The organism is Photobacterium carnosum (assembly GCF_021236965.1).
Lineage (GTDB): Bacteria > Pseudomonadota > Gammaproteobacteria > Enterobacterales > Vibrionaceae > Photobacterium > Photobacterium carnosum.
The window spans coordinates 1-26,027 of record NZ_WMDN01000025.1 but is presented as its reverse complement, the minus strand read 5'-3'; the positions used below and the strand labels follow the sequence as shown (position 1 = coordinate 26,027).

Annotated in this window: 24 protein-coding genes and 2 pseudogenes; 12 read left to right on the top strand and 14 right to left on the bottom strand. The window is 36.5% G+C overall.

Annotated elements, in window-relative coordinates; genetic code table 11:
* Positions 1-14: 14 nt before the first annotated feature.
* The 4 genes from tyrS to GLP24_RS17100 all read right to left on the bottom strand — a co-directional run bounded on the left by tyrS (position 15) and on the right by GLP24_RS17100 (position 6,265).
* Positions 15-1,289 carry a tyrosine--tRNA ligase gene (gene tyrS, locus GLP24_RS17115; RefSeq protein WP_269155031.1) on the bottom strand — a complete coding sequence of 425 codons (1,275 nt, stop codon included), beginning with the start codon at positions 1,287-1,289 and terminating at the stop codon, positions 15-17.
* 29 nt (positions 1,290-1,318) lie between these two features.
* Positions 1,319-2,542 carry an amino acid permease gene (locus GLP24_RS17110; RefSeq protein WP_232578179.1) on the bottom strand — a complete coding sequence of 408 codons (1,224 nt, stop codon included), beginning with the start codon at positions 2,540-2,542 and terminating at the stop codon, positions 1,319-1,321.
* A 152-nt stretch (positions 2,543-2,694) separates the two neighbouring features.
* Positions 2,695-4,608 carry a pyridoxal phosphate-dependent decarboxylase family protein gene (locus tag GLP24_RS17105; protein WP_232578178.1) on the bottom strand — a complete coding sequence of 638 codons (1,914 nt, stop codon included), beginning with the start codon at positions 4,606-4,608 and terminating at the stop codon, positions 2,695-2,697.
* 223 nt (positions 4,609-4,831) lie between these two features.
* Positions 4,832-6,265: an amino acid permease gene (locus GLP24_RS17100; RefSeq protein ID WP_232616304.1), complete on the bottom strand. Its 1,434-nt coding sequence runs from the start codon at positions 6,263-6,265 to the stop codon at positions 4,832-4,834.
* Between the two features lie 1,166 nt (positions 6,266-7,431).
* Here GLP24_RS17100 and GLP24_RS17095 point away from each other — a divergent pair.
* The gene (locus GLP24_RS17095) at positions 7,432-8,139 is read left to right on the top strand and encodes a GntR family transcriptional regulator (protein ID WP_268833469.1); all 708 of its coding nucleotides are present in this window, start codon (positions 7,432-7,434) and stop codon (positions 8,137-8,139) included.
* Positions 8,140-8,204: 65 nt separating this feature from the next.
* Here the strand turns inward: GLP24_RS17095 and GLP24_RS17090 are convergent.
* Positions 8,205-8,680 (bottom strand): annotated as a pseudogene (locus GLP24_RS17090) (IS1595 family transposase); the annotation flags it as partial.
* A 297-nt stretch (positions 8,681-8,977) separates the two neighbouring features.
* On the opposite strand from GLP24_RS17090, the pseudogene GLP24_RS17085 reads away from it, so the two are divergent.
* Positions 8,978-9,698, top strand: a pseudogene (locus tag GLP24_RS17085) (ISAs1 family transposase); the annotation flags it as partial.
* 5 nt (positions 9,699-9,703) lie between these two features.
* Here the strand turns inward: GLP24_RS17085 and GLP24_RS17080 are convergent.
* The 3 genes from GLP24_RS17080 to GLP24_RS17070 form a co-directional block, all read right to left on the bottom strand.
* A complete protein-coding gene (locus GLP24_RS17080) occupies positions 9,704-10,090 on the bottom strand; it encodes a DUF2971 domain-containing protein (protein WP_232616303.1) in 387 nt (128 codons plus the stop codon).
* Positions 10,091-10,156: 66 nt separating this feature from the next.
* Positions 10,157-10,333, bottom strand: coding sequence for a hypothetical protein (locus tag GLP24_RS17075; protein ID WP_232616301.1), 177 nt, complete (start codon positions 10,331-10,333; stop codon positions 10,157-10,159).
* Between the two features lie 301 nt (positions 10,334-10,634).
* Positions 10,635-11,033 carry a hypothetical protein gene (locus GLP24_RS17070; protein ID WP_232578175.1) on the bottom strand — a complete coding sequence of 133 codons (399 nt, stop codon included), beginning with the start codon at positions 11,031-11,033 and terminating at the stop codon, positions 10,635-10,637.
* A 315-nt stretch (positions 11,034-11,348) separates the two neighbouring features.
* Between GLP24_RS17070 and GLP24_RS17065 the strand changes: the two genes are divergently transcribed.
* Positions 11,349-12,527, top strand: a complete 1,179-nt coding sequence (locus tag GLP24_RS17065; protein ID WP_232598007.1) for an amino acid aminotransferase — start codon at positions 11,349-11,351, stop codon at positions 12,525-12,527.
* An 80-nt stretch (positions 12,528-12,607) separates the two neighbouring features.
* Here the strand turns inward: GLP24_RS17065 and GLP24_RS17060 are convergent, their stop codons facing one another.
* Positions 12,608-12,988, bottom strand: a complete 381-nt coding sequence (locus tag GLP24_RS17060) for a PH domain-containing protein (RefSeq protein WP_101767649.1) — start codon at positions 12,986-12,988, stop codon at positions 12,608-12,610.
* 176 nt (positions 12,989-13,164) lie between these two features.
* On the opposite strand from GLP24_RS17060, the gene GLP24_RS17055 reads away from it, so the two are divergent.
* From GLP24_RS17055 to GLP24_RS17045, 3 genes are all read left to right on the top strand, one after another.
* Positions 13,165-14,085, top strand: a complete 921-nt coding sequence (locus tag GLP24_RS17055) for a LysR family transcriptional regulator (RefSeq protein WP_101767829.1) — start codon at positions 13,165-13,167, stop codon at positions 14,083-14,085.
* Between the two features lie 204 nt (positions 14,086-14,289).
* On the top strand, positions 14,290-15,399 hold the full coding sequence (locus GLP24_RS17050) for an NAD/NADP-dependent octopine/nopaline dehydrogenase family protein (protein ID WP_101767650.1): 1,110 nt from the start codon (positions 14,290-14,292) through the stop codon (positions 15,397-15,399).
* Between the two features lie 70 nt (positions 15,400-15,469).
* Entirely contained in the window at positions 15,470-16,870 is a 1,401-nt protein-coding gene (locus GLP24_RS17045; protein ID WP_232616300.1) for a YfcC family protein, read from the top strand.
* Between the two features lie 328 nt (positions 16,871-17,198).
* Here the strand turns inward: GLP24_RS17045 and GLP24_RS17040 are convergent, their stop codons facing one another.
* Both GLP24_RS17040 and GLP24_RS17035 read right to left on the bottom strand, forming a co-directional pair.
* The gene (locus GLP24_RS17040; RefSeq protein WP_232579323.1) at positions 17,199-18,116 is read right to left on the bottom strand and encodes a permease; all 918 of its coding nucleotides are present in this window, start codon (positions 18,114-18,116) and stop codon (positions 17,199-17,201) included.
* A 142-nt stretch (positions 18,117-18,258) separates the two neighbouring features.
* Entirely contained in the window at positions 18,259-18,567 is a 309-nt protein-coding gene (locus GLP24_RS17035; RefSeq protein WP_268833952.1) for an ArsR/SmtB family transcription factor, read from the bottom strand.
* 180 nt (positions 18,568-18,747) lie between these two features.
* Here GLP24_RS17035 and GLP24_RS17030 point away from each other — a divergent pair, with 180 nt between their 5' ends.
* Positions 18,748-19,716, top strand: coding sequence for a nucleoside hydrolase (locus GLP24_RS17030; RefSeq protein WP_232616299.1), 969 nt, complete (start codon positions 18,748-18,750; stop codon positions 19,714-19,716).
* A 78-nt stretch (positions 19,717-19,794) separates the two neighbouring features.
* Here GLP24_RS17030 and GLP24_RS17025 read toward each other — a convergent pair whose 3' ends face one another.
* Together GLP24_RS17025 and GLP24_RS19890 are read right to left on the bottom strand one after the other, a co-directional pair.
* Positions 19,795-20,328 carry a class I SAM-dependent methyltransferase gene (locus GLP24_RS17025; RefSeq protein WP_232604294.1) on the bottom strand — a complete coding sequence of 178 codons (534 nt, stop codon included), beginning with the start codon at positions 20,326-20,328 and terminating at the stop codon, positions 19,795-19,797.
* A gap of 115 nt (positions 20,329-20,443) precedes the next feature.
* A complete protein-coding gene (locus tag GLP24_RS19890) occupies positions 20,444-20,569 on the bottom strand; it encodes a hypothetical protein (protein WP_268833953.1) in 126 nt (41 codons plus the stop codon).
* Between the two features lie 122 nt (positions 20,570-20,691).
* Here GLP24_RS19890 and GLP24_RS17020 point away from each other — a divergent pair, with 122 nt between their 5' ends.
* Positions 20,692-21,177 carry a DUF6789 family protein gene (locus tag GLP24_RS17020; RefSeq protein WP_152654289.1) on the top strand — a complete coding sequence of 162 codons (486 nt, stop codon included), beginning with the start codon at positions 20,692-20,694 and terminating at the stop codon, positions 21,175-21,177.
* Positions 21,178-21,272: 95 nt separating this feature from the next.
* On the opposite strand, the gene GLP24_RS17015 is transcribed toward GLP24_RS17020, so the two are convergent.
* Positions 21,273-21,842, bottom strand: a complete 570-nt coding sequence (locus GLP24_RS17015; RefSeq protein WP_232616298.1) for a cytochrome b/b6 domain-containing protein — start codon at positions 21,840-21,842, stop codon at positions 21,273-21,275.
* 271 nt (positions 21,843-22,113) lie between these two features.
* On the opposite strand from GLP24_RS17015, the gene GLP24_RS17010 reads away from it, so the two are divergent.
* The 4 genes from GLP24_RS17010 to GLP24_RS16995 all read left to right on the top strand — a co-directional run bounded on the left by GLP24_RS17010 (position 22,114) and on the right by GLP24_RS16995 (position 25,329).
* On the top strand, positions 22,114-23,019 hold the full coding sequence (locus GLP24_RS17010; RefSeq protein WP_232616316.1) for a VirK/YbjX family protein: 906 nt from the start codon (positions 22,114-22,116) through the stop codon (positions 23,017-23,019).
* A 271-nt stretch (positions 23,020-23,290) separates the two neighbouring features.
* Positions 23,291-23,542, top strand: coding sequence for a hypothetical protein (locus tag GLP24_RS17005; protein ID WP_101767656.1), 252 nt, complete (start codon positions 23,291-23,293; stop codon positions 23,540-23,542).
* Between the two features lie 265 nt (positions 23,543-23,807).
* On the top strand, positions 23,808-24,596 hold the full coding sequence (locus GLP24_RS17000) for a phytanoyl-CoA dioxygenase family protein (protein ID WP_232598002.1): 789 nt from the start codon (positions 23,808-23,810) through the stop codon (positions 24,594-24,596).
* Positions 24,597-24,906: 310 nt separating this feature from the next.
* Entirely contained in the window at positions 24,907-25,329 is a 423-nt protein-coding gene (locus GLP24_RS16995; RefSeq protein ID WP_232602698.1) for a hypothetical protein, read from the top strand.
* Positions 25,330-26,027 lie beyond the last annotated feature (698 nt).

Sequence of the window (26,027 nt, the reverse complement as noted above, 5' to 3'; positions counted from 1 at the left end):
TTATCAGTTTAGGATTAACCCCAAACGATAAGGCTGTAGTTTTTCTTACCACGACGGATAAGTGTATAACGACCAAACAGCTTGTCAGTATCTTGGAATGCGTAGTAAGTATCACCTACTTTTTCGCCATTAACCATGATAGCATTTGACTCGATGTGAGTTTTAGCTTGGCTACGAGATGTGGCAAGTTCAGCGTTAACAAGTACTTGCTGAAGATCATCTTCACTAGATGCAGCCGCTGTTGGCATGCCATCTTGTGCTAGTTGTGCAAAATCAGACTCTGATAAATGCTCAAGGTCATTTTCAAATAGGCAGCGTGTAATATTTTGTGCTGCTTCTAATTGTGCCTGACCGTGTACTAGTGCCGTTGCTTTTTCTGCAAGAATACGTTGTGCTTGAGGTGCTTTGCCGCTATTACGATCAGCTTCTTCGATCTGTTGAATTTCTTCTTCAGAAAGGAAAGTAAAGAAACGTAGGAAACGGTATACGTCAGCATCAGCCGTGTTCATCCAGAATTGGTAGAACTTGTATGGGCTCGTTTTGCTTGGGTCTAACCAAACAGCGCCGCCTTCAGTTTTACCAAATTTAGTACCATCAGATTTTGTGATTAGCGGTACAGTCATACCGAACACTTGCTGTTGGTTCATACGACGAGTTAGGTCGATACCTGCTGTGATGTTACCCCATTGGTCAGAACCACCAATTTGAAGTTCCATGCCCATTTCTTTGTTCATGCTTGCAAAGTCATAAGACTGTAATAAGCTGTAAGCGAACTCAGTAAAAGAGATACCTACTTCGTCACGGTTAATACGTTGCTTAACAGACTCTTTGCTGATCATTTGGTTAACAGAGAAGTGTTTACCAATATCACGTAAGAATGTTAATACATCCATACTACCGAACCAGTCATGGTTGTTTACCATACGAGCAGGATTAGTTGCGTTGTCAAAATCTAAGAAAGGAGAAACTTGACGTTGGATTTTAGTTACCCAATCAGCAACAATATCTAAAGTATTAAGTGAACGCTCAGTCGCTTTAAAGCTTGGGTCACCAATCATACCGGTAGCACCACCAACCAAAGCTACTGGATTATGGCCTGCTTCTTGGAAGCGCTTAAGACAAAGTAGAGGTACTAAATGACCTAGGTGTAAACTATCTGCCGTTGGATCAAAGCCGCAATATAATGTAATCGGACCTTTCGCTAAACGTTCGCTTAAAGCTTCTTCATCCGTAATTTGAGCGATCAGACCGCGATCTTTAAGTTCCTGAATTAAATTCAAATGATTCATGTATTCTCCAATAATCATTTTATTTACGTTTAATTAAAAATAGGTACGGCATTATTCAATGTCAGTATCTGGTTTATTATGACCTGTAGACCAATAAATCCTACAACAAACAACGTTATATTATTCGTTGCTACATTATATTCAATTTGATGTTGTTTACCACGAAGTTTTCTAAGGGCAAGTACAGGAAAAAGAATTGCTAGGATTGTTAAGAAAATTGCTGCGGCACCTAAAGCTGGGACAAAGCCATTGGGATACACAATAGTGAAAACCAAGGGTGGCAAGTAGCACAGTACAGCAGTCATTAATCTGTCTATTGTATTATTACCACGTTTGAAGGTACTTGCCAATGAATCAAATAACCCTAATGAAACACATAGATAGGAAGTGAACATCGCGATGGATGAGAATGCACTAATTAGGTAAGTAATGTTGTTATTTTGAATGTATTTCTGCATTTGTTGAAGCATTACACCAACACTTGAACCGTGTTGTGCAACATATTGAAAACTATGATTACCAAATCGAGGCAATGAGCCTAGCATACTGATTTCCCATATAATATAAACAATCAATGGGATTAAACCACCCGCAATAAAAATATTACGTAATGTTTTTGGCTTATCACGACCAATATATTTCACCATGCTGGGTACGCTGCCATGAAAACCAAAGGCAGTAATAAATACAGGAATAGCGGCAAAAGCATATTTAACAGAATCGTGGTGACTGACTAAAAAATGACCATGAATATAAGGAATTATAGTAATGGCAAGAATAAAGAAAATAACAATATTACCGGTGAATAATACACGATTAGCAATGTCTACCGCTTTAGTACTAATAAATACAATAGTTGCAATGATTAAAGTAAATATAATTGCGATAGTATGAGAGGGTAGAGTTATATTAAAATAATCATTGAAATCATTTTTATATATAGAAGAGGCACCCGCAATATAAGCACAAGATAATGCATAAAGTAATAATAATAGCGATATATTAATAACCCATTTCCCTGGTTTCCCAAATAAATCATAGGCAATCGCTTCAAGTCCAGTTCCTTCTGGATAGTTAAGACAGATCTCTAATAACATTAGCCCTGTATAGGTCATGGTAACCCATAAAAAAGCCAATAATAAAATGGTGTTATAAATGCCTAACCCTGCAGAAATTAAGGGTAAAGCAAGCATTCCTGCGCCAAGCATTGTTCCGGAAATAAGCAGTGTCGCGCCAATAGATTTTATATTCATGACGTTTATCCTGTAAATAAGCTGAATCGTTATCTAGGTTTTAGGTAATATTAATGATCAATAATAAATAACCGACGATAATTAATATAAATGTAGATTGATTTCATTATTATAAAAGACGCCAGTCATAAAGACTGGCGTTGGGTTCCTTATTAAGCAGCTGTATGTGCTAATTTCTGTTTGTTTTCTTCATCAATAATTTCACTTAGAAGACTTGTGAATACATCACGAAGGTTATTCCAGTAATTATTAAAACGAATTTCATCACGTAGGAAGTGAGTCATTACCGCTGAGCGAAGAATATAAACAGAACCTACAGTGTTCCACTCATTTTCACTAAAGCCACGGCTTTCTGCATAAATATGTGGGGTTTGACCGTATTCTTCTTCTGATAGAGAAGTCGAAGAGGTTAAGAAATCTTTAGTGTAGGTACGACCTGTTGCGTAAGAGCATAGTTCGTAAATGCGTTGGTTGAGTTTGTTGTGTTCTTCTAAGCTGTCATTACCAATTTCTTTGAAAGTAAAGTCAACCATATGGAAGTCTGGGTGCATAAGAGGGCGAACCTCAAAGCGGCGACCATCGACAACAAAAGGTTCTGCTGTTGCAAGTTTTTTTGCAAACCAGTCAGCAGTTACAATACCACGGCCGATAACATGACCGTAACCACTTACGTTTAGTGGAACAAGACGGTGTGCAGCCCAAACAGCAGCAGCCGTTGCACCTGCTTTTGAGCCTTCCATAATAGAAGAACCTAGCACAACTTGTTTGTTTTCTTCGTTATCATCGTCTGCTTCTTCAAAAACATAAGCCGCGTGATAAGAGATTAAATCAACAATACGTTTATCTTTCATTGCTACAGCACCTGCAGCATATTGAATGAAACCAACTTTATGTGGATCGACAGTGATAGAGTCAGCTTCTGACATTGCAGCAAACGCATCATATACCGCACGTTTAGGCCATACGACGCCTTCAGGAATAATATCGTCGTTGCGATAACGTTCAATTAGTGCATCATATTCCATAAATTGGTTGTTATCATCAAGGAACATTGAACGTACGTAACCGCCGTATGCCGCATCAATATGAACGTAGAAAGATGCACCGTATTTTTCTTCACATTCTTGACGAAGTTTCATCACTTCATTAACGGCATCAATAGAACCTTCTTCTGTTGTACCGACAACAGATACCATACCAAGGATCGGAGTGCCTTCTTCCATGAGCTTAAAGGTCACTTCACGCATTTTTTCAACATCAGTGCGGTAGTTACCATCAACATCTAATGGAACAATATGTTCTTGACCTAGGCCAAGTACGTCCATTGCTTTCATCCAAGAGTAGTGCTTAGAACGAGGAACGAGGAATTTACCTAGCTTGCCTGCATCGACACCGATACCACGAGCTGTTAGTGCACGAACTTCTTCAAAAATACCGCGTTTTTTCAATTCATCCGTTAAATCAAGAATATCTTTAGATTTCATGTTAAGTAACTGATGCTCAGTCATACCTTCAACAAGATCTTTTGATTTATCACAAGCCGCAATAGCAAGAGGCATTGTTTTAAGGTTACGAGCAACCCAAACACCTTCATAGTTAGCGACCGTACCACCTGAAGTTATGTGTGCCCAAGATTTATTTACATCGTAGCCAAACATACGGCATAGGTCATGACCTGCAGCTAACTCAAGTTCTGTTGTCACAGGAGAAGCCTCATGTGCACAATTATTTGGGTTATAAAGCATGGTCATCACGTATGCAAGGTTTGATACCATTAGTGTATCAGCATTCATATGGCCAAGGTAACGAGGAGAGAACCAAGGCACGGATTGTGTTTTAAGGCGTGCAGATAAATCTTGTAAAATGCCTTCTGTACGGTAAAGCGTATCGCGAAAATCAGGTTGGTGTTGAGTAACAGGAGTCATCAATGGTGCATCTTCAGGATGGAAATCAGAACGCCAGTGCATATGTTCACTGATTGCATAATCCATCATTTCTTTGAAGAATACTTGATTTTCTGATTTTGGACCTAAAAATAGGGCATCCACGTTCATCTTTTCGTTCATAATAAAACCTATTTATTTATCAATAAACGCAATTCAAAAGACCGCTTATTAGTCGTAATGAATATTGTGTTTTAGTAGTTAATTTAATGATTTTTGGTCTGAGACCGCTAAATTGATTGTGATAAGAGAGACAACCATTGCCGATAAGTTTTAATGGTTACGGCTGTTCTCTTTAATTATTTCCTGCGATAGCGTCGATAAACGTTAAGGCGGTTTATATTAATTAGTGTGCTTTAACCGCTGCTTTTGCTGATTCTGCTTTGTTTGATCGTTTACCCCATGCATATACAATAATTGGAATAATAATCATGACGATTAAGCCAAATAACTGAAAGTTAAAGTAATCTTTAGAAGTGCCAACATAGCTTGATGGTGGCTGGAAGCCAAAGTAACCAGCTAGTAGACAGGTTGCGATACCTAAGCCTGAACAAATCCACATACCAATGTTGCCACCAGGAACGGTAAAGCTGCGCTTAATATCTGGACGCTTATAACGTAAGTAAATAGCGGCAGAGAACATTAGTAGGTAAGCAACGATATAAACTAAAGACGTTAAACCTAGAAGCATAAAGTAGAAAGAATCCACGTTAGGCATGACACAGATACATACACCAACAATTGAAATTAGGATAGCTTGTAGGTAAATAAGGTTAACAGGCACGCCTTCATTGTTTGTTTTTTGAAGTAATTTAGGTAGTGCACCAGCGTTAGCTGTTGCTTGTAGACCACGAACTGGACCTAGTACCCAAGAGTTAACTTGACCAGCAAGACCAATTGCCATACAGATTGCCATGATAGGTGTTAACCAGCCTATACCAAACATATTGAAATATGTTTGGAATGCTTGGATAAGACCTGCGGTCATTGAGATGTGTTTAGTTGGAATACCAATAAAGATTGCGAATGAACCCACAACCGAAACAATCACAACAAATAATGCTACTAGGAATACTGCGATTGGGTAGTTACGTTCAGCATTTTTAACGTGAGATACGTTAGACGCTGATACTTCCATACCCATTACGACGAATACGAAGCCGATGAACAGTGCCCAAGTGCCTCTATCTGAAAAATCAGGAATAAGGTTTGCTGTAGTGAATGAAAGGTCAGTAACAATAGGGTGGCCACTTGCAAGATAGGCAATTGCACATGCTACAAGAACAAAAAATGGTAAGAACACACCCAAGATTACACAAAGAGTCGATACCCACCCTAGTGTTTTAACACCACGCATATTACCTAGCGTACATGCCCAATAAACCACTAAGATCACGGCAAGAATGTACATCTTATTTTGTGCTAATGCGGGATCAAAAGCATAAGCGAATATTGCACCGACAATCATCAAAATTGATGTCATGCCGAAAACCATTTGAATCCACTGCATCCATACCGCAATGAAACCCATACGTTCGCCAAATGCTTCACGAACCCAGATGAAAATACCACCATCTTCAGGCCAAGCTGTTGCAAGCTCTGCTGAAACAAGTGCCGTTGGAATCATGAAACAAATAGCTGCAGCTAGCGTTAAGAATATCGTCATCATTCCTGGCTGGGCTGTCATTGGGAGTGTACGTACACTCATAACAACCGCAGCGGTAATCATGACGAAACTAAATACGCCAATTTTAGCGGGTGAAGAATTGGAGTTAGCCATTATAGACCTCAAAATCTGTCAGTTAAGTACTAAAGACTTAAAAAACGATACTCTAATAATTAAACTAAAATATCGATATTTAAACTGTGTTTCCATAAAAATCGATTTTATTATAATGATCGATCTTGTCTTTGTGAAGTGAATTTACTGTCAAAATGGTGATAGCTTAATTTGCATTTTTAAGCATTTGTTGTTGTGACTGTCGAGGTGTATTTATACATGCTTTTATGGTATTAGGAGCATAATATTAATGCGTTAATGCGTTAATGCGTTAATGCGTTAATGCGTTAATGCGTTAATGCAGGTAATTAGAAGTAATAAAACACTCGCCACAAATGCACTAATAGTAGCGATGAATAGCGTAATAGCAGGAGATGAAATATACAGTGAAATCCAATGACTATTGGTATTACTAATGACATAAGGCATTGTAATTGAAAGACATAAATAAGTCTCCAGTATCTAAGCAGAGTGTGACCGAATTACTGTAAAGGCTTTGTTATGAAAATATTCATATTGATTAATAATATAATGCAATCTAAATAGCGGAACTAATGCCCACAAAATGATGGCGAGACTAAATATACTGTGTTGATTATGTCAATTGAATATGTTAATGATAAATATGCTAAAAAGAGAATAAATACGGTAAGTTATAAGTAATAGTTAGACAACAATGTTGAATATTATATTTTTTATACGTTATAAATAACGCTATATTGCTCATGATAAAGTACGAAAGCTACTATTTCTAAATATTATGGTTATAAATATAATATTTAGAGTATTTTAATCTACATATAGTATATTGAAATATCACTATGGTATTACAACATGTTGTAATGAATAGTTTAAGTCATTAATTTTAAAGGCTTGCTATGATTTCCACATCAGAAACTATCATTGTTGGTCTAAAAGGCTGAGTGTTGTAGATAATTGACTATCTATATTGAGTGGTACATTAATGTACGACCAAATGGATGATTTGATTTTTAAATGATTAGTTATGCATTTAAAATGTATTAAACTAATGGTGAAGTAGTTAGTAATTACATATCTTTTCTTGATATGTAGAGGTCATTATCATTCGATAATGAGAAGTGATTGGCTTTTATTGAAGCTGTGTTTTGTATTTTATTGTACGTAATGAAGATTAGATAGTTGATATGAACAAAAACGACTTTGCAACCATAAGTGATAGAGTAATGTACCAAATTCGGCATGATATTTTATGCGGTGAATTCGAAGCTGGGCAGAAACTTATTTTAAGTGAGTTAAAAGAACGCTACCAAGTTGGCGGTACGCCTTTACGAGAAGCGATGGTGCAATTATCGTGGCAAAAATACGTTACCATGAAACCACAAAAAGGGTTCTGGGTAGCGAATGTATCTCTCGATGAATTGCGGGGAATTTTAAAAACGCGGTTAGCATTAGGGCATGTGGCGCTGCAAGATGCGATTAAAAAAGGTGATGAAGCTTGGGAATTACAGATTCTAACTGCTTTTCATAAGCTTAATCGTTTAAATCCAGAATCTGCTTTATTTGATTATGATGAATGGGAATTGCGTCATAAAGAATTTCATTTATCGTTAATTTCATGCGAAGGCTCTGAATTTATTCGTAGCATGATTTCACATATTTATGATCAGCAAGAACGCTATCGCCATTTCTTATTGAATGCCCGTTTATCGCCAGAAAAGCAGTATCATGATAACGGAGAGCATGAAGCACTAATGAAAGCAGTGTTAGCACGTAATGCTGAATTAGCGTGTCAGTTATTAGAAGAACACAGTGAACGTTTATATTCTTTACTTGAAGCAGCACCATCGTTAAAAGCGTTACTGCATTTACCGAATGATAAAACGCTTTGGTAATCATGGTTACTCATTGATTAAGTTATAATAATCAAGTTAGCGTATAAACATAAAACCTTTCCTGATTACCACCGAGCTTCAGCTAAGGTTAATAACTTCTCTGGCATCGGTGGTGATTTTGCAACACATTTAATCAGCGTATTGAATATATCTTCAACTCGGAAGCGATAATTAAATCGAAAACAGAATTCACCAAAATAACGAGGAATATGTTTTTTTCTAATCGCGTGATACGTCCCTGTTATTGAATTTTTAATGTTACCAATCATGGTATCGACCCAATGAAATGCAGCTTCATATTGATGAAGTTCCTACCATTTTTTGATAAGGAACCATGAATAATATCTGCTGCTACCAGGCCATTAAAGCAGGGTAAACCATCTGATATAACTAATGTTTTTTCTTTTAAGTGTTTTTTAGCCCAATCTGTAATTTCTTGTTTTTTAAAACAAGAAACAATACTTAGCTGCATATAAATAGGATGACAGTTTTCATTCAAAGAGATCGCTGATACGAAGGGTGTTTTGCCTTCGGCACCACGCCTTCACTTGCTTTTTTTTTACCTTGTGTGGTCAAGTAAAACTGTACACCTTTATAGGTGTTTAAATTAAGCGGCTGCTTCCATCATCACTGGCGATAAATAGTTGTTATAACTATGGCTCCGCTTGGTATTGTAATGCTGCAATTATATTTGAGTGTATCTTGTTCTGCTTCTGCATAATTGATATAGCATTCTTTTGGCAGGGTGAGATCGTGAACGTTTTATAATCAATTTAATGATTGATTTGACGATCACATCTAGTTGTGATCATATACTCCCTTTTTGGGGGAGACCATCATGTACATTGACCATTTTAAAGAACATTTTGAGAGTATCACTGACCAACGCCAAGGTGCAAAAGTAACTTATTGCCTTTTTGAAGTATTGTTTAGTTCATTATATGCGGTGATTGCTGGAGCTAAGGGATGGTTTAATATTCGTGAATATATTCTTGGTCATCATGACTGGTTTTCTCGCAATAATATGTTTTTAAATGATATTCCAGCTGATGACACTATCGCACATATCATCTCTACCATTGAACCTAAGCAGTTTCAATAATGCTTTATTAACTGGATATCATCAGTCCATACATTGACCGAGGGTCAAGTAGTTGCTATTGATGGCAAAACACTTCGTGGCTCCTATAACCGTGAAGATAGAGCTAGCACCATCCAGCGCCTATGCATCATCCAATAAGTTAGTGTTAGGGCAGTTAAAAACGGAACAAAAAAGCAATGAAATTACCGCAATCCCGGAACTTATAAAAATGCTCGACATAAAGGGAGCATTGGTGACTATTGACGCAATGGCTTGTCAAACTAAGATAGCTAAAGCTATTGTTGATAAAGGTGCTGGTTACTTGCTTGCTGTCAAAAGTAATCAGGGAAAACTTCGAATAGCGGTAGAAAAAGCATTTGCAGCTGAGCGAGCAAGTGTAGCCAATAACATTACTTTTGAAAAAGGTCATGGCCTCATCGAGTCACGACAGTGTCATGTCTTTGGAAGCGATAAGCTTTATGCTTAGTAGCATAAAGCTTTGATGATTTCTTTTGAAGTTTTATTATTCTTATAAATTATGTCATCTATTACCGTACTTGACTTAATTATAGGGAGGTTACTTTTTACATATTCAACTTCTCTCGCATCCAATCTTATATCGTTGATTTCATTTATACTTTTAATTAGCTTAGAGTAATCATATTCAATGCAGAACCCTCTAAAACCGTTAGCATAATGCGCCCACATCATCATTAAACTCAGAGGCTCAGGAAAGAGGTTTTCTTTTAATGATAAATTAGCTTTTGACAAGGAAAGAACATGTCTTTCTTTATGATGCGTTTTTAGAAATTCATGAAAATGGCGAGATACATTTTTATGTATATGCTTAGTGAATATAGTTTTCCCCATTTTTTTAAAACGATCTTCAACTTCTCGACGAGATTTCTTTAAGTCATTATTATTGAGATAAAAAATTTACGTTAAAGCTGACTTCATATTGGCAATAGATACTTCCTCTTGCTCGAAATATATCCTTCCTTCATAAGGGTCATTGAGTTGTTCAACATTTGAAAACCAAATGGTATTCTTACGTAATCCATCAACATGATAATTTTCACCACTCATCAGTTTATATACAGGGATAATGTCCATTTATTTTTCTTATTTATATTTACTAGAAAGACAAAATACCTGAATTTTCAGCTATTTTCACCATAATGAACTACCTTAAAATAGACATTTTAATCGGAGAATAATGTCGCCCACTTCAGGATGTTTTGTTTGCTTTACGTACAAAATAAAAAAGAACTCAGCTATAGCTAGGTTCTTTAATTATCAATAGCCTTTATACATAAGGATACAGGCTTACTACTATTGATGGTTTATGTAGTCAATTTTATCGCATATTTTTTTAAATTTATTTGATGATTTAAAAATAACATAGACTAAGTTTTTATTTAGCTATATGTTTGCAAACAAAATTAACCAAATCTGATTTACTTGAACCATTAATAAGTTCTGTCCATTTTTGACTTGATTTTGGTACGGAAATTAATTCTTTATTTGGTGTGTCTTCTGCACCATCTTCATATCCAATAGCTGTGACCAAATATTTATGGTTTGAACAATCAATTGTTATTTTAGTAAAGTCCGTATATTTATCATTTTTACCTATTCTATTCGTTAGGAGTGAATATTTACTATCATCTAAGCTTTCATGTTTAATAATGGAATAACTACCTTTATCACCAGAAGATGGTGATCTATATTCAATATTAGATGATGATTTTTCACATCCGAACAAAGTAAATAATGAAACTAACATTAATAATTTAATTTTTTTATTTTTCATGTGAAGGCTCTATTTTTTGTGCTTTAAATAACTATTCCATATTGATCTAATGCTGTTTTTAATGAGTCATCTAATACGAATACACCAGTAGTAGATCTGCCTTACTTTAAGATACTTGTTGCATTTATATTAACAATAAAGTGTAACTAATGGTTTGTTGAATTTGTTACTGGATATTTCTAAAACCATTACGCTTTATAGAGTAAACATAGGACACCCATAAAATTTCATTAGAATGTGATGCTATTTTTCTAATGACGCCATGAAGTTGAAGTGCTAATTTAAATTCATGCCTTTATAAACGGAATTTGCTTAATGTTTTCACAACTTTCTCCTGCACAACCTGATCCAATATTGTCATTATCGTTAATTTATAATACCGATCAGCGTGATCATAAGATGGATCTTGGTATTGGTGTTTACCGCAATAATCACGGTCAAACACCGATTATGGCCGCAATTTCTCAAGCAGAACACCGCTTACTTCAAACTCAGACGACAAAATCTTATGTTGGTCTTGCGGGGAGTGAAGTTTTTAATCAATGCATGATTGATCTGTTATTAGCGGATACTTCTGCTCATAGCCGTGCTGCGGGGGTTCAAACCCCTGGTGGTAGTGGCGCATTACGTATGCTGGCTGATCTGATGCATGTTGCTAATGCAAATACTACCGTGTGGTTAACTGATTTAAGTTATGTTAACCATCGACCTGTAATGGAAGCGGCAGGATTAAAGGTTAAATATTATCCTTATTTTGATCGTGATACGAAACAAGTAAATACCGATGCAATGTTATCAGCTTTAGTACAAGCAGGGGTTAATGATGTGGTATTACTGCATGGTTGTTGTCATAACCCGACGGGTGCTGATATTAGTTTTGAAGCGTGGCAAGCGATCACCGCATTAGCAAATAAGAATGGCTTTATGCCGTTTGTTGATATGGCATATATTGGTTTTGGTGATGGGCTTGAGCAAGATGGCGCGGGCTTGAAGTTCATGGCTGATAACATTGAAGAAATGATGATCGCCACTTCGTGCTCTAAGAACTTTGGATTATATCGAGAGCGTACTGGTGCCGCATTGTTGGTGGGTGATACGTTGCCAAATGCGCAAAAAGCCAAAGGTCGGATTTTAACGCTAGCACGAGCGAGTTACACCATGCCACCTGATCACGGTGCAGCATTAGTGGCTGATATATTAACAGATAGCGTGTTAACGGCGGTGTGGAAACAAGAATTGGTTATGATGCAACAACGTATTATTGGATTACGTCAGAGTTTAGTGAACACCTTAGCGGCTAAGGGTTGCGATCAATTTAGTTTTATTGCTGATCATAAAGGTATGTTTTCTATGACAGGTTTATCGCCTGAGAAAATTATGCGTTTACGTGATGAATTTGCTATTTATGCGGTGGGTGATGGTCGTATTAATGTTGCAGGGCTACAAGAACAACAAATAGATGCTTTAGCGACTGCATTAATGACGGTTGCTTAGTAATGTTATAGTAAATATATCAGTCATAACAGAAGGGCGCATATGATATTGCGCCCTTTGTTTTTATCCCCAAGAAAGGTTTATTTACCTGCAATTTTAGCGGCTAATAGACCTTGTAAGGCATAAACATTGGTTGAACCGTTAAATTCAAGTGTCATTGGCTCATGTTGGCCTGAAATCCACAGTTTTAATTCTGCATCTAAATCAAAATGACCTGTTGTCTCAACTGTGTACATAGTAATTGATTTATAAGGTATTGAGCGGTATTCCACTTTTCTTCCTGTCATACCTTGTTTATCAATCAAAATTAAACGACGATCGGTTAAAATAATCATATCTCGAACAAGTTTATAAGCTAATTCGATGTGCTCACCTTGACCAAGAATCGTTGATAATTCTTCAGTTGCATCTGCAAGATCCATCTCGCCAGCGTTACCTAAGATAGCATTAAAAAATCCCATGAATGATTCCTTTTAAAATAACAAAATAAGCACTAATTTACGTGGATAGAGTGTAATCGAATTGCGTTTTTTATACTAGTCACGATTTGAATCGCCAGTTTGCTTTACACCTCAATGTTTTTATTAACAATAATGTTTATTATGATGTACTGTTATTTATATGTGTTTCAATGCTTATGAAGTTATCTTATCTACATGCTTTTCGTGCTGTTGTTGAATGTCAAACTGTTACTGCAGCGGCAGAGTTATTGAATATTAGTCAACCGGCGGTAAGCCGTTTATTATCCAGTTTAGAAGAACAATTAAAATTTAAGTTGTTTATTCGTCAACGTAGTCGACTGATATTAAGTGAGGAAGGTCAAGCTTTTTATTTAGAGGTCGCCAAAGTTTTGGATGCTGTGAATGGGTTAGATAGCGCAGCTGAAGCAATTCGAACTCATCATTTAGGATCATTAACAATTGCGGCTATGCCTGTTCTTTCTCATGCTTTTTTACCTCGTATATTAGCCAATTTTTTACAACATAATTGTCAAACTAAAATTGGTCTAAAGACTTTTCGTTCTGAAGATGTTGTGCGCCAAATTCAAGCACAAACGACAGATATTGGGTTTGCATTTACGACTGAAAATATTGCAGGGGTCAATAGCCAGACGGTGACATGTGAGTGTGTTGCATTAATTCCTGCATCTTCACCATTAGCATGTAAGACAATAATCTCAGTGACAGATCTCAGTAATGAATGTGTGATACGGCATGAAAAAGACATGATTCAGCGCTGTATTGATAATTTATTACGCCGTCACGACATTAAGATGAATAAACAAATTGAGGTCTCATTAGCCAGTACTGCTGCTGCTCTAGTGGCTGAAGGGGTGGGGATCGCCATTACTGATCCATTTACTGCATATTTAGCCAATGAAAGACGTGATGTCGTGATGCGTCCATTAGCCTTTAATTTACCGTTTGAGTTTACTATTTTGTATCCAGGGTTAAGACCGATCCACCGTCATGCTGAACGGTTTATTGAACAGTTTATGTTAACCGCCGATAAGATGGATATTTATCTAAAAATAGGGCCTATGCATAGCTTGTTATAATGCTAAAGAGGAACAGATCACATTACAGTGATGATCATGATTTTGATGGCCGTTAGTGTAACTTTTTGTATTTAATATATTTATATTGTTTTTCTGGTTAGGTTATAACCTAAAGACATAGCCTGTTTAGGTTATAGTATTATTTTTTGTTCGCCATTTTTCTTAATGTGATTTTGTCTTATAACATCATCTTAAGGAATAATTATGACAACGCGTGTTTCTATTATTGGATCAGGTAACGCAGGGCTGACAGCAGCATATCATCTGACATTACAAGGTGCAGAGGTGTGTTTATATGGCGCAAAAGGATTTGATCAACCACTCGCAGACATAGAAGCACAAGGTGGGATCACGGCATTAGCCTCTTGTAATGACGTTGAATTATCTTTTGCAGGCTTTCAAGCTATTGATACGATCACTCGTGACTTAAAAAAAGCAGTTGATTACGCTGATATATTGATTTTACCTGTGCCTTCTTTTGCTCAAGAACCTTTGTTTCGCTCAATGTTACCGCATTTAAAAAGCGGACAGTTAATCATGTTAATGCCGGGTAATTATGGATCATTGGTGTTAAATAAAATTAAGTGTGATGAAGGCTATCAAGATGTCGACATTACCTTCGTTGATGCGATTTCTATTCCATGGGCGACACGTATTGTTGGTCCTGCTGAGTTGGCTATTTTAGGTATGAAAACGCACCTTCCTGTTGCGGCTTTTCCGGGCTGTCGCACACAAGCTGCAATTACTCGTTTACAACCATTGATGCCATTACCATTAACAGCTTTAGACAATGTAATTATGGCGGGATTAGAAAATATTAACTTTGGCGGCCATCCATTGCTTACTACTTTAAGTATGGGGCTACTGGAAAACTTTGACGGCCAATTTAACTATTACAAAGACTGCTGTTCAGTATCTACGGCGCGCGCTGCCGCGGTAATGGAAGCTGAGCGATTAGCCATTGGTCAAGCATTGGGCTTGAATTTAAAGACTGAATTAGAGGCGATGAATGCGCTATATGACATGGAGTGTAAAACAGTTTACGACGTTAATCGTACCTCAGAAACGCATGGTAAGTTAAACAGTGCACCTAATTCTTCAAGTAACCGTTATATCACTGAAGATGCCGCTTACTTATTGGTTCCATGTTATGAATTTGCGCAATTAACAGGCGTTGAAACACCGATTATTACCGCTTGTTTACATATTGATAATGCCTATAACAATGCTGATTATTTTAAAGATGGTCGTACATTAAAGCAAATGGGGCTCGATGGAATGCTAACTGCTGACATGATGGCTTTCGTTGCATAACAAGAAGATGGCCTAACCATCTCTAAATGGGACGCTGGGAATAGCGTCCCAATAATTTAAGGATATCTGTATGAAAACGCTTAAATTTCCTTCAGCCTACACAATTTTAATGTTACTTACCGTCTTAATGGCTGCATTAACATGGTTGATCCCTGCGGGTCAGTATCAAATGGTGAATAATGAAACCTTGGGTAAGATGGTGCCGTTGGTTGGTTCTTACCAAACCGTTGACGCAAATCCTCAAGGCTTTCTTGATATATTAATGGCACCGATTCAAGGGTTTTATGATCCGGCCAATTATATGGCGCGAGCGGTTGATGTCGCTTTATTTGTACTTGTGATTGGCGGTTATCTTGCTGTGGTTACTCAAACGGGTGCAATTGATGCGGGTATTGCGAAAACCATGGCACGCTTAGGGGGCAAAGAGCGTTGGATGATCCCTATTTTAATGGGGTTATTTGCGCTAGGTGGCACTGTATATGGTATGGCGGAAGAGACAATTCCATTTTATGCCTTACTGATTCCCGTGATGATTGCTGCGGGTTATGATTCCATTGTGGGGGTTGCGATTATTATGGTGGGTGCCGGAATTGGGTGTTTAGGCTCTACCATTAACCCTTTTGCTACGGTGATTGCCTCTAATGCTACTGAAATTAACTTTGTTGATGGTATCTGGCTACGACTGGCTATTCTCATTATTGGCTGGCTTGCATGTGTGATTTATGTGATGCGTTATGCTGATAAAGTAAAACGCGATCCATCGCAATCTTTAGTTGCAGAGCAAGGTGAAGCGAATAGAGAATACTTTTTACATGGTCGTGGTGAAAGCGCACCAGAACTCACCTTAACCCGTAAAATTGTATTAACTATTTTTGGATTAACCTTTGCGATTATGATGTGGGGTGTTGCATCCCAAGGCTGGTGGATGGCTGAGCTTTCTGCATTATTTATTGGTTCAAGTATTGTTGCAGGTTTAGTGGGTAAATTATCTGAAGTTGAAATCACCGATAGCTTTATTAATGGTGCGCGAGATTTATTAGGTGTCGCGTTAATTATTGCTATTGCTCGTGGGTTAGTGGTGGTGATGGACGACGGTAATATCACTCATACTATTTTAAATTTCGCGGAAGGATTATTAGTTGGTTTGCCTCAAATCTTATTTATTAACGCTATTTACTGGATTGAAGCTGTCTTGTGTTTAGTGGTGCCGTCATCTTCAGGATTAGCTGTATTATCGATGCCAATTTTAGCGCCATTGGCTGATTTTGCAGGGGTTGGTCGCGAGTTGGTTGTCACGGCTTTTCAATCTGCTTCTGGTTTGCCTAATTTAGTAACGCCAACATCGGGTGTTGTAATGGGGGGCTTGGCGATTGGGCGTATTGGTTACTCAACATGGTTACGCTTTATTGGACCACTGTTAGGATTCCTAACGGCAATGGTATTGTTAAGTGTAGGCGTGATATTGAGTTAAAGACATTCAAGGTGAGCAACCGTTATTATCAGTTGTTAATCAATTTGAGTGGATGTCTTTAAATAATCCCAAACAAGTTGGTTAACGAGTAAAAGCGGTTGAAGGCAGTGATGCTAATTTATGTAGCGTAGCTCGCAGTGGTTTTTATGGCGCTGGTTTTGTAAATGCTGGTGGGCAATGTACTCAAGTTGTTGGCATTCAATGGTCAAATGGTAACCATTGGACATTCTCAAGTAATTTCGGTCAATATAGTTACCGTTAATACAATATGAACATTAATTAAATCCCTCAGCTATTTACGCTGAGGGATTTTTATTTATTGTGTAAGTTAAAATATAAATTGATACAGATATCCGGCACCGATAGCCATGCCAAGAATTACCACTAAGAATGCGATAATCATTTGATTCTTAAAAATTGATTTAAGTAAGATCACCTCGGTTAAACTTGCGCCCGCACTACCAATGATCAAAGCCATTACCGCGCCTAATCCCATGCCTTTTGCGGCTAATGCAGCACTTAATGGAATAACGGCTTCTGCACGAATATAAAGTGGAATACCAATGATGGCTGCAATAGGGATCGCAAAGGGATTATTTTCACTGGCAACTTTAGCTACAAATTCTGTTGGCATAAAGCCATAAATCATTGAACCTAATGCAATACCACCAATTAAATAGGGTAATACTTTTTTAAAATCAACCCATGTTGTTTGCCAAATTTGAAGCCATTTATTGATTGGTTTTGGTGTCGAATTACAGCTTGATCCACAACATGATGGTTTAGGATCACTATAGGCTTCTGCTTTGATGTATTTTTCAAAACCTAATTTTTCCAGTAAATACCCTGCAATAATGGATACACCCATCGCGATTACAAAATAAAATACGGTGACTTTTATACCAAACGTTACCGCAAATAAACCAATAATGATGGGATTAAGCAGTGGGCTGGCAAACAAAAACACCATCATGGTGCCAAATCCTGCTTTTGCTCGTAGTAATCCTTTTAAAAATGGAATGGTTGAACATGAACAAAAAGGAGTAATAGCGCCAAGTAAGCCTGCAATGAAATAACCTTTACCATTTTTACCGCTAAGAATGGCTTGAATTTTAGCGGGTGGAATATAAACCTGTAATATGCCGACTAGGTAACTAATCGCAAGAAACAGTACGGTAAGTTCAACGGCAAGAAAACCAAACATTTGTAAGGTATTGGTTATCATTTCGGATGTTATTGTAAACATATTTATTCTTTATATTTCTAGTATTATCGAAATATAAAGGTAAACGAGAGTGTTGTCAAAAATATATTTCTATAATTATGGAAATATATCTATTAAGGAAAGTGTAAAATAATTAAAATGTTGAAAATTAAGCTTTTATTTACTACCGTTGTTCATCAATACAACATTCATCTTGTAAAAAACTGATGACACTGGTTAACGCATCATAGTGTGCGACACAAAAGAGTGTACGTCCTTCACGACGTTGAGTGAGTAATCCCGCCGAAGCAAGGCTAGAAATATGGTGGGAAAGGGTTGAGCCTGGAATAGCCAGTTGTTGTTGAATATCCCCGACCGCAATACCTTGGTAGCCTGCTTTAATGACGCGTTTAAAAATAGCTAAACGGGTTGGATGGCCTAATTCTTTAAGGGATTTGGCAATTTGATTAATATCTATTTGATGACACGTCATAGTAAAGCTAACCTTTTATTATGGTATTTATTTCTGTTATTATCGAAATATAACCAACTGTTGTTAAAAAAGAAAGCCATAGTTATTTATCTACAACTATCACAGTAACAATATTGGTAGTCATTTATCCTATCGCATCAATCTGTAGTGGTTAATAAAAAAGAGCGGATAGAATAAATCATGGCAAAGAAAATTATATTAGACACTGATCCTGGTATTGATGATGCAATGGCAATTTTATTTGCTGAAGCACATCCTGATATAGAATTAATGGCACTTACGACTGTTTTCGGTAATGCGACTATTGAGAATGGTACCCGTAATGCGTTGTATCTTAAACAACGATTTAAGATGACGGCAGATATTGCTCAGGGTGCGAGTCAACCGTTAGTTCGTGATCCTGTTGGCCCTACTGAAGTTGTTCATGGCGTCACAGGTTTAGGTGACTTTCATGTGCCTGATGATTTTGTTGGCCACCCAGATCCACGACCAGCGTATCAATATATTATTGATACTGTAAAAGCTTATCCTCACGAAATTACGCTGGTGGCTGTTGGTCCATTAACAAACTTTGCTTTAGCCTTACAAGCAGCACCAGAAATCGCACAATTAGTGGCTCAAGTTGTAATTATGGGGGGCGCATTTGGCGAGAATGATCATCGCGGTAATGTCACACCTTATGCCGAAGCGAATATTCATGACGATCCTCATGCTGCTGATATTGTGTTTTGTGCACCTTGGCCAATTACTATTATTGGGCTTGATGTGACAGAGGAAAGCTTCTTTAGTGCGCATTATCTAGAACAATTACGCAATGATGCTGCTGATGTGGGTGAGTTTATTTTTGATATCAGCCGTTATTACTTACGTTTCTATTCAGAGAAAGTGGGGCTTAATGGCTGTCATGTACACGATCCATCTGCGATTGCTTATGTGATTAATCCTGCGTTATTTACGACAAGAAAAGGGCCTGTGCGTGTTGTTTGTGACGGACCAGCAAGCGGTATGACACTTCAGAAACTAGATCAAAGACGTTATCAAACTGATGAATGGTCATCAATGCCAGCCCAAGCCGTGGGTATCAGTGTTGATGCTGCACAACTATTAGATTTATATCGAAAGACAATTATCGATTACGCACATAAATAATAAGATAAAAACGGTGTAAGACATTTTTAAATAAAGGCTATCTATGATTGATAGCCTTTAAATTTATAGGGTGGGATATTACAAATTATTGTTTTTTTCGTAAACAAAAACCGTAGCAGGGGGGAAATTAAGCCATACCTTTTTCATGTTGGTTTGCATCAGCTTATTTTCGCGAAGATTATCTGCACCAAATGGACAACGATTTAAATAAGTATATTGAATCAGTTTGCCACCATGCTCTAAAACGGTACTTATATCATTTAGCGCCTTTGCTTTTGTCTCCGTTGAAAAATTGACAAAAGGGATGCTTGAAATAATCGTTTTCACTTTTTGGTGTTGATGCCTGTCTTTCATAGTAAAAAGATCCGAGACACAAATAGTCTTATCTATTTTTATTAGTGACTTATGAAAAATAGGGTTATTTTCATAAGTGTAAATAGTATCAATAGATTGAATTTCAGCAAGTTTACGAGTGATCACACCGGAGCCTGCACCTAATTCAATAATAGTATTTTCTGGCGATATATGTGAAATCATCTCTTGAACTAAAAATTGACTGCTTGATATAACAGAACCCGTATTTTTAGGGTTTCTTAAAAATTCAATTATCACTATAGATAGACACCATAAAAAAAAGACAGTGCATAGTTACACTATAAACATGAAAAAGCCGTTAGAAAATGTGATGTTTTGTGAAACAGGCAATGAAATATTTACTACAATTACATTAAATGGGTGAAGTTGGTCTAACTTGAGTCGTTAAATTACCCGCTGTTTGTCGCCAATCAATTGAACCTTCTTTTCTTGCAATAAATCCGTCAACACTGGCAATGATAAAGACAGAACATTTCATTGTTTATTCTCTCTGAGGGTAAGAATATTGATTTTCTCATGTTTATTATTGCGGGATTGAGATGCGTAATGACATTTTTATTCTTTTAAACGCATAATTTTGTTGACCTTCTAGTAAGGGGAATGTCTATTCTAGAAAAATATTCAATAACTTCTTTAGGTCACAGTATGTTTAAAGACAACGTAAGTATAAGTAATATCGTAAAAGCACTGATTGGTGGTTTTTTAGGTACATTAGCATTTACTTTAATGGGTAAATTTATTGCGCCGCATCTTATTGGGCATTCAATGAATGTTGCCGCGATTATTGCTCATATGTTAGGAACCTCTGACACTGTTGGCCTGATGATGCACTTCATGGTAGGTACGATTGTATTCCCAATTGGTTATCTATTAATTGGTTATAGTCGTTTACCCGGTTCTGGTTGGTTACGTGGTCTATTATTCTTAATTCCAATTTACCTTGGTGCGATGTTAGTTGTAATGCCAATGGCTGGTAAAGGTATATTCTTCCACAGCATGCCAATGTCAATGGTCGCTTTAATGGGACATATGGTTTACGGTATTATTCTTGGACTTGTTGTTGGTACGCCTAAGAATAACAAATAAGTTAGCATGGTTATTTATGACTAAAAATAAAAAGCTGAGTATTTAAATAACTCAGCTTTTTATTGTTATTATTTAGTTGTATTTTTTAATATGTTTTAGCCATTAATCATTTTTGTAATTGTATCTTTATTATCACGACCATTAGCAAAAATAACGCCACCAATATGGATTAGCATAAAGCCTAAAATACCCCACCATGATAGTTTATGAAATGTTTTGCATTGTGCGTATAAAATAAAGTCGTGACCTAAGAAGTGAATAACTAATCCTGTTATTACGACACTCGCTAAGAATAAATAAAATGCTATATATAATAATCCTTGAAGACGGTCATGTAAGCTATTCTTTTTAAATGGGTTAGGCATAAAAATCCCCACTTTTTTAGAATAATATACGCGTAGAAATACGAGTACACCGATGAAATAACCTACAATATAGTGCCATTGGAACATTTCATTACGGATTGATTTAGCTATTGTAATTGCTTGTTGTTGTGTAATGAAAAGACTGTCACTGTTAAATCCAGATTGGATAATAGCAGCTATATGTGTTTTATCCATCCACGTCGAACGTAAAAAAATAGTTAATAAAATAAAAAGAATAGAAAATGCTAATAGCCAGTGAATTAAGCGATGTAGTTTTGGGAAATGAAGTTGCTCAGCCATATAAATAACCAAAAATAAAAACATTATTTTGTCATTATACCATGGCAATAGTGAATTAATCATGCCAATTACAGGTGTAGTGACTTGATTATATCGATTTTTAGCATATAAATAGCAAATTATATAAAATCAATTACTCTTATTGTTGTAATGTCGAGCGTTTTGCGTGCAGATTAATCGTGCAATCGTCGTAAAGAATAAATGTGTTGATAAAAAATATTACTAATTGATAATAGCATATTCAATATGCCACATAAGAATTAACGGCGTGATAAAGTCAAATATATCTCTTAGTAACCACGCAAAAATTATTTATCCAGATAGCCAAGCTAAAAAATACTCACCATTATGGCGTTATAGAGTGAAATTTATTCTTCGCGCAATGTTCTATCATAAAGCTTTCCAGCATATCACTTCTGAAATTGATCCTTCTTTGCTAGATACTTTATGTCAACGTAACCCTCGTTTTTTAGAAAAACCATTTCGTCCCTATGTGATTTATGGAACAAATGCGACTGAACGGGCAAAATTTGTTGTAGAGCATTTTAAGTTTGTCTCTCAATTATCAGCACATATTCGTGACGCTATTTATAAAGATCGTTATGGATTAACACTGTGTAATTTTACTGTTGATGATGTCGATTATTGTTTTAAATTGACATTCTATGCTCGTTATCAAAAAGAGGGTGATATGAGTTTAACGCTCTTTAATGATGCGGATGAAAACTTTTATACCCTGACATTTGCGATTCGAGAAGTAAAAGGGAAGCGTCAATTAGTGATTGGTGGTTTACAAGGCCCTGCGAGTAGCCCTGAAAATAACCAAAAAATAAAATTACTGACTAAAGCATTATTCGGACAACGTCCAAAAGATTTAATGATTAAAATGGTCACACTGCTCGCTAATGCTTGGCAGGTAGACACACTGCTTGCTATAAAGAATAGTGCCCATACTTATTCAGCAAAGCGTTACGCTACTGGTAAAATCAAGATGGATTACGATAAGCATTGGTTAGCATTAGGTGCAACTGAGTTTGATGAGCATTTATATCAATTAACGCTTGAAGATATTCGCCGTAATCCTGAAGATATTTCACGCCCTAAACGTGCAATGTATCGTCGACGCTATGAGTGGTTAGATAATACAAAAGTGTTGATTGAACAGAATCTAAAATAATTAGATGTGTTAATTTATCTGTTATTTATTAGATGACACTAACGAACGGCTACCTCTTTAGGTGGCCGTTTGCTGTTATGTTTATAAAGTATAGTAACGAAAGCTAAACAATGCTTAGATTAACCGCGATATAGCACCTGTTTTTCTCACTGATAACGCTATTTTTACGATATATCAATATTGTCAGTGGGTTCTCATACTGACGTGATATATTTCGCATTATAGGTAAATTGAAATAGCACGCTATCCATAACAATAGGTTTATAAGATCATGAACAACCCAACGGATTTTTACACACTAAAGCCAGAAATTATTTCACGTCCAGAGTCAGAAGGCTCATTAGCGACTAAATCATCGATGTTTATCAAACAGACTCGCGTGTATATCCTGAACGTTCAGGAATTCGTTGATAATGACGATAAGAGTGAAAACCCATTTGGTGTTGAACAATATGCGCTTTGGCCTCGTTTAGCAAAAAGCAAAAAGCGTTTAGAAGATCGTGGTTACATCTTTAATTTTTAACAAAAGATACAAACAACAAAAGATAGGACACCCATAAAATTACGCTAAATATGACGGGTAATAAGTCCGTTATTATTTGCTGTGAATGCCTGCGAGGGCGATAGGGAATCTACTCACTGTGTGTGGAAATCTTAAAGAATAAAGATATGGGTGTCCTGTATTTTTTAATGATGATTTTATTACTTGGTTGAATACCATCAGTCTGGCATTATGCGCCCAAGAATACCGTCGTCAGTAAACGGTACCGAGAGTGTGAAGGTAGTCAGTGATAGAAAACAGCCAGCAATTAAGTAACCATTATGATGAACATGGTTACTTTGTGATTAGAAATTATTTCGATGAAGCTCAGATTTCATTGCTTAGAAAAGTGGTGCTAAAGTTCCATGAATTGTGGAAAGCAGACAACACAGAGTTTTATCATGAAGAAGCGTTTAACTCGTCTTTAATTACGGGCAGCGAATATCTACCCATCGATGATAGAACGGTACTTTTTGACTTTATCAGCTCCAAAAAGATCATGGACGTTGTTGATGCAGTGATACTTGAAAATCCTGCATTTATGAATACACAATTGTTCTTCAACCCCGTAAATCTGCAACAAAAAGACTTTTGGCATCGTGACTGTCAATATGACTATGATCTTGAAGACCAAATGAAAGTCATATTAGAAACGCAAGTGTTACATCTTCGAGTGCCTTTATTTGATGAACTTGGCATGGAAATCATCCCCGGTACGCACAAGCGATGGGACAACGAAGAAGAGCACAATGTTCGCCAAGAAGAAAATGGTAAAGTCAGCAATGACAGCATCTCTGGCGGTAAACAAATTGGGTTAGCAGCGGGTGACTTATTGGTGTTTTCTGCTGATATGATCCACCGCGGTTTATACGGCTTAGATCGTTTAGCATTGGATATTTTGATCTTTGACTCAGCGGCTGATTATGTCGATTACGTTGATGATGATTGTTTACCGCCCCAATCAATATTAAATAAGATTGCCGACCCAAGGCTATTTCTCAACACCTTGCACCTGAAATCAATGGTGTGTGCTTAAAAAGATGAAAGATGGGACAGCCATAAAATTTATTAGATGTGACGGTTAATAATAACCGTCAATATTTATTATGCCGTATAAATACCCATCTATTTTAAATAGAGAATATAATACCAACCCCCGTCATTCCCTACAGTGAATGCCTGCGAGGGCGATAGGGAATCTACTTACAGCGTGTTGAAATTTCAAAAATAAAGATATGGGTGTCCTATGTTTCATTTCTATCATCATCTTTTTATCTAGCCGTATGACTGATATGCTAATTAAGCATACATTTGAAATGGATTAGATGAACAAGATGAAGAAAATAATGTTAGCTGTAATTCTGATTTTGTTATCAGTTAGGGTTTATGCATATGATCAAAATAAACTAAGAATGGAATGGCAAGTTAATTTAAATTCTATACCTATAGTTTATTCCAAAGATTATTTATTCGAAGCTTCAGTTGATTCAGGAACTTTTTTTACTATCTTTGATTTGACTAATGACTGTTCACAGCAAAGATATTTATCTAATCGAGTTTTGATTGTAAATAATCAGCCAATTAAATTTTCAATGTCTTGTTTTGAGGGAACTCCCGTATTTGAAGCTCTCACATCTAAGGGAGTAGATTTCATTTATAATGAGTTTATTACTAAAAATGTCGTTGTTATAGGCAATTCGAAATTTAGTGCGAAAGGTTTTATATCCGCATTAAAACAATCAGAAATAATTAAAAAGACAGCTATTTAGATAAAGAGATAATGGCTTTAATACATTGATGCATAAATTATGTCTCAGATAAGAGCTTGAATATAAAAATATGAAAGATGGGACAGCCATAAAATTTATTAGATGTGGCGGTTAATAATAACCGTCAATATTTATTATGCCGTATAAATACCCATCATTTTAAATAGAGAATACAGTGTTAACCCCCGTCATTCCCTACAGTGAATGCCCGCGAGGGCGATAGGGAATCTACTTACAGCGTGTTGAAATTTTAAAAATAAAGATATGGGTGTCCTATGTTAGCCGTGCAAAATCACCACCGATGCTAGAGAAGTTATTAACCTTGGCTGAAGCTCGGTGGTAATCAGGAAACTTAAATACTTGACACTCGACGCCTACCGTGATTTTTCGTTAAAAATCGACCTGTTTAACAGTACCCATCTAATCCGCACTTTGTGATCACACTTCAACTTAAATGAAGTCTATAAGTCTTGTTTTAAAATACTTGTTGCACTTATATTAACAATAAATTGTAGTTAATGGTTTGTTGATTTTGTTACTGGGTGTTTCAAAGGCCATTACGCTTCATAATCAGGGTGAAAGCGCTAAATTTCTCAATTTAAGCAAAACTTGTTAGTTCAATTTAAGTTAGTTTCTTTAATTGGTTTGTTATAGGTGGTTTGTTATAGGTGGTTTGTTATAGGTGGTTTGAAGTGGTC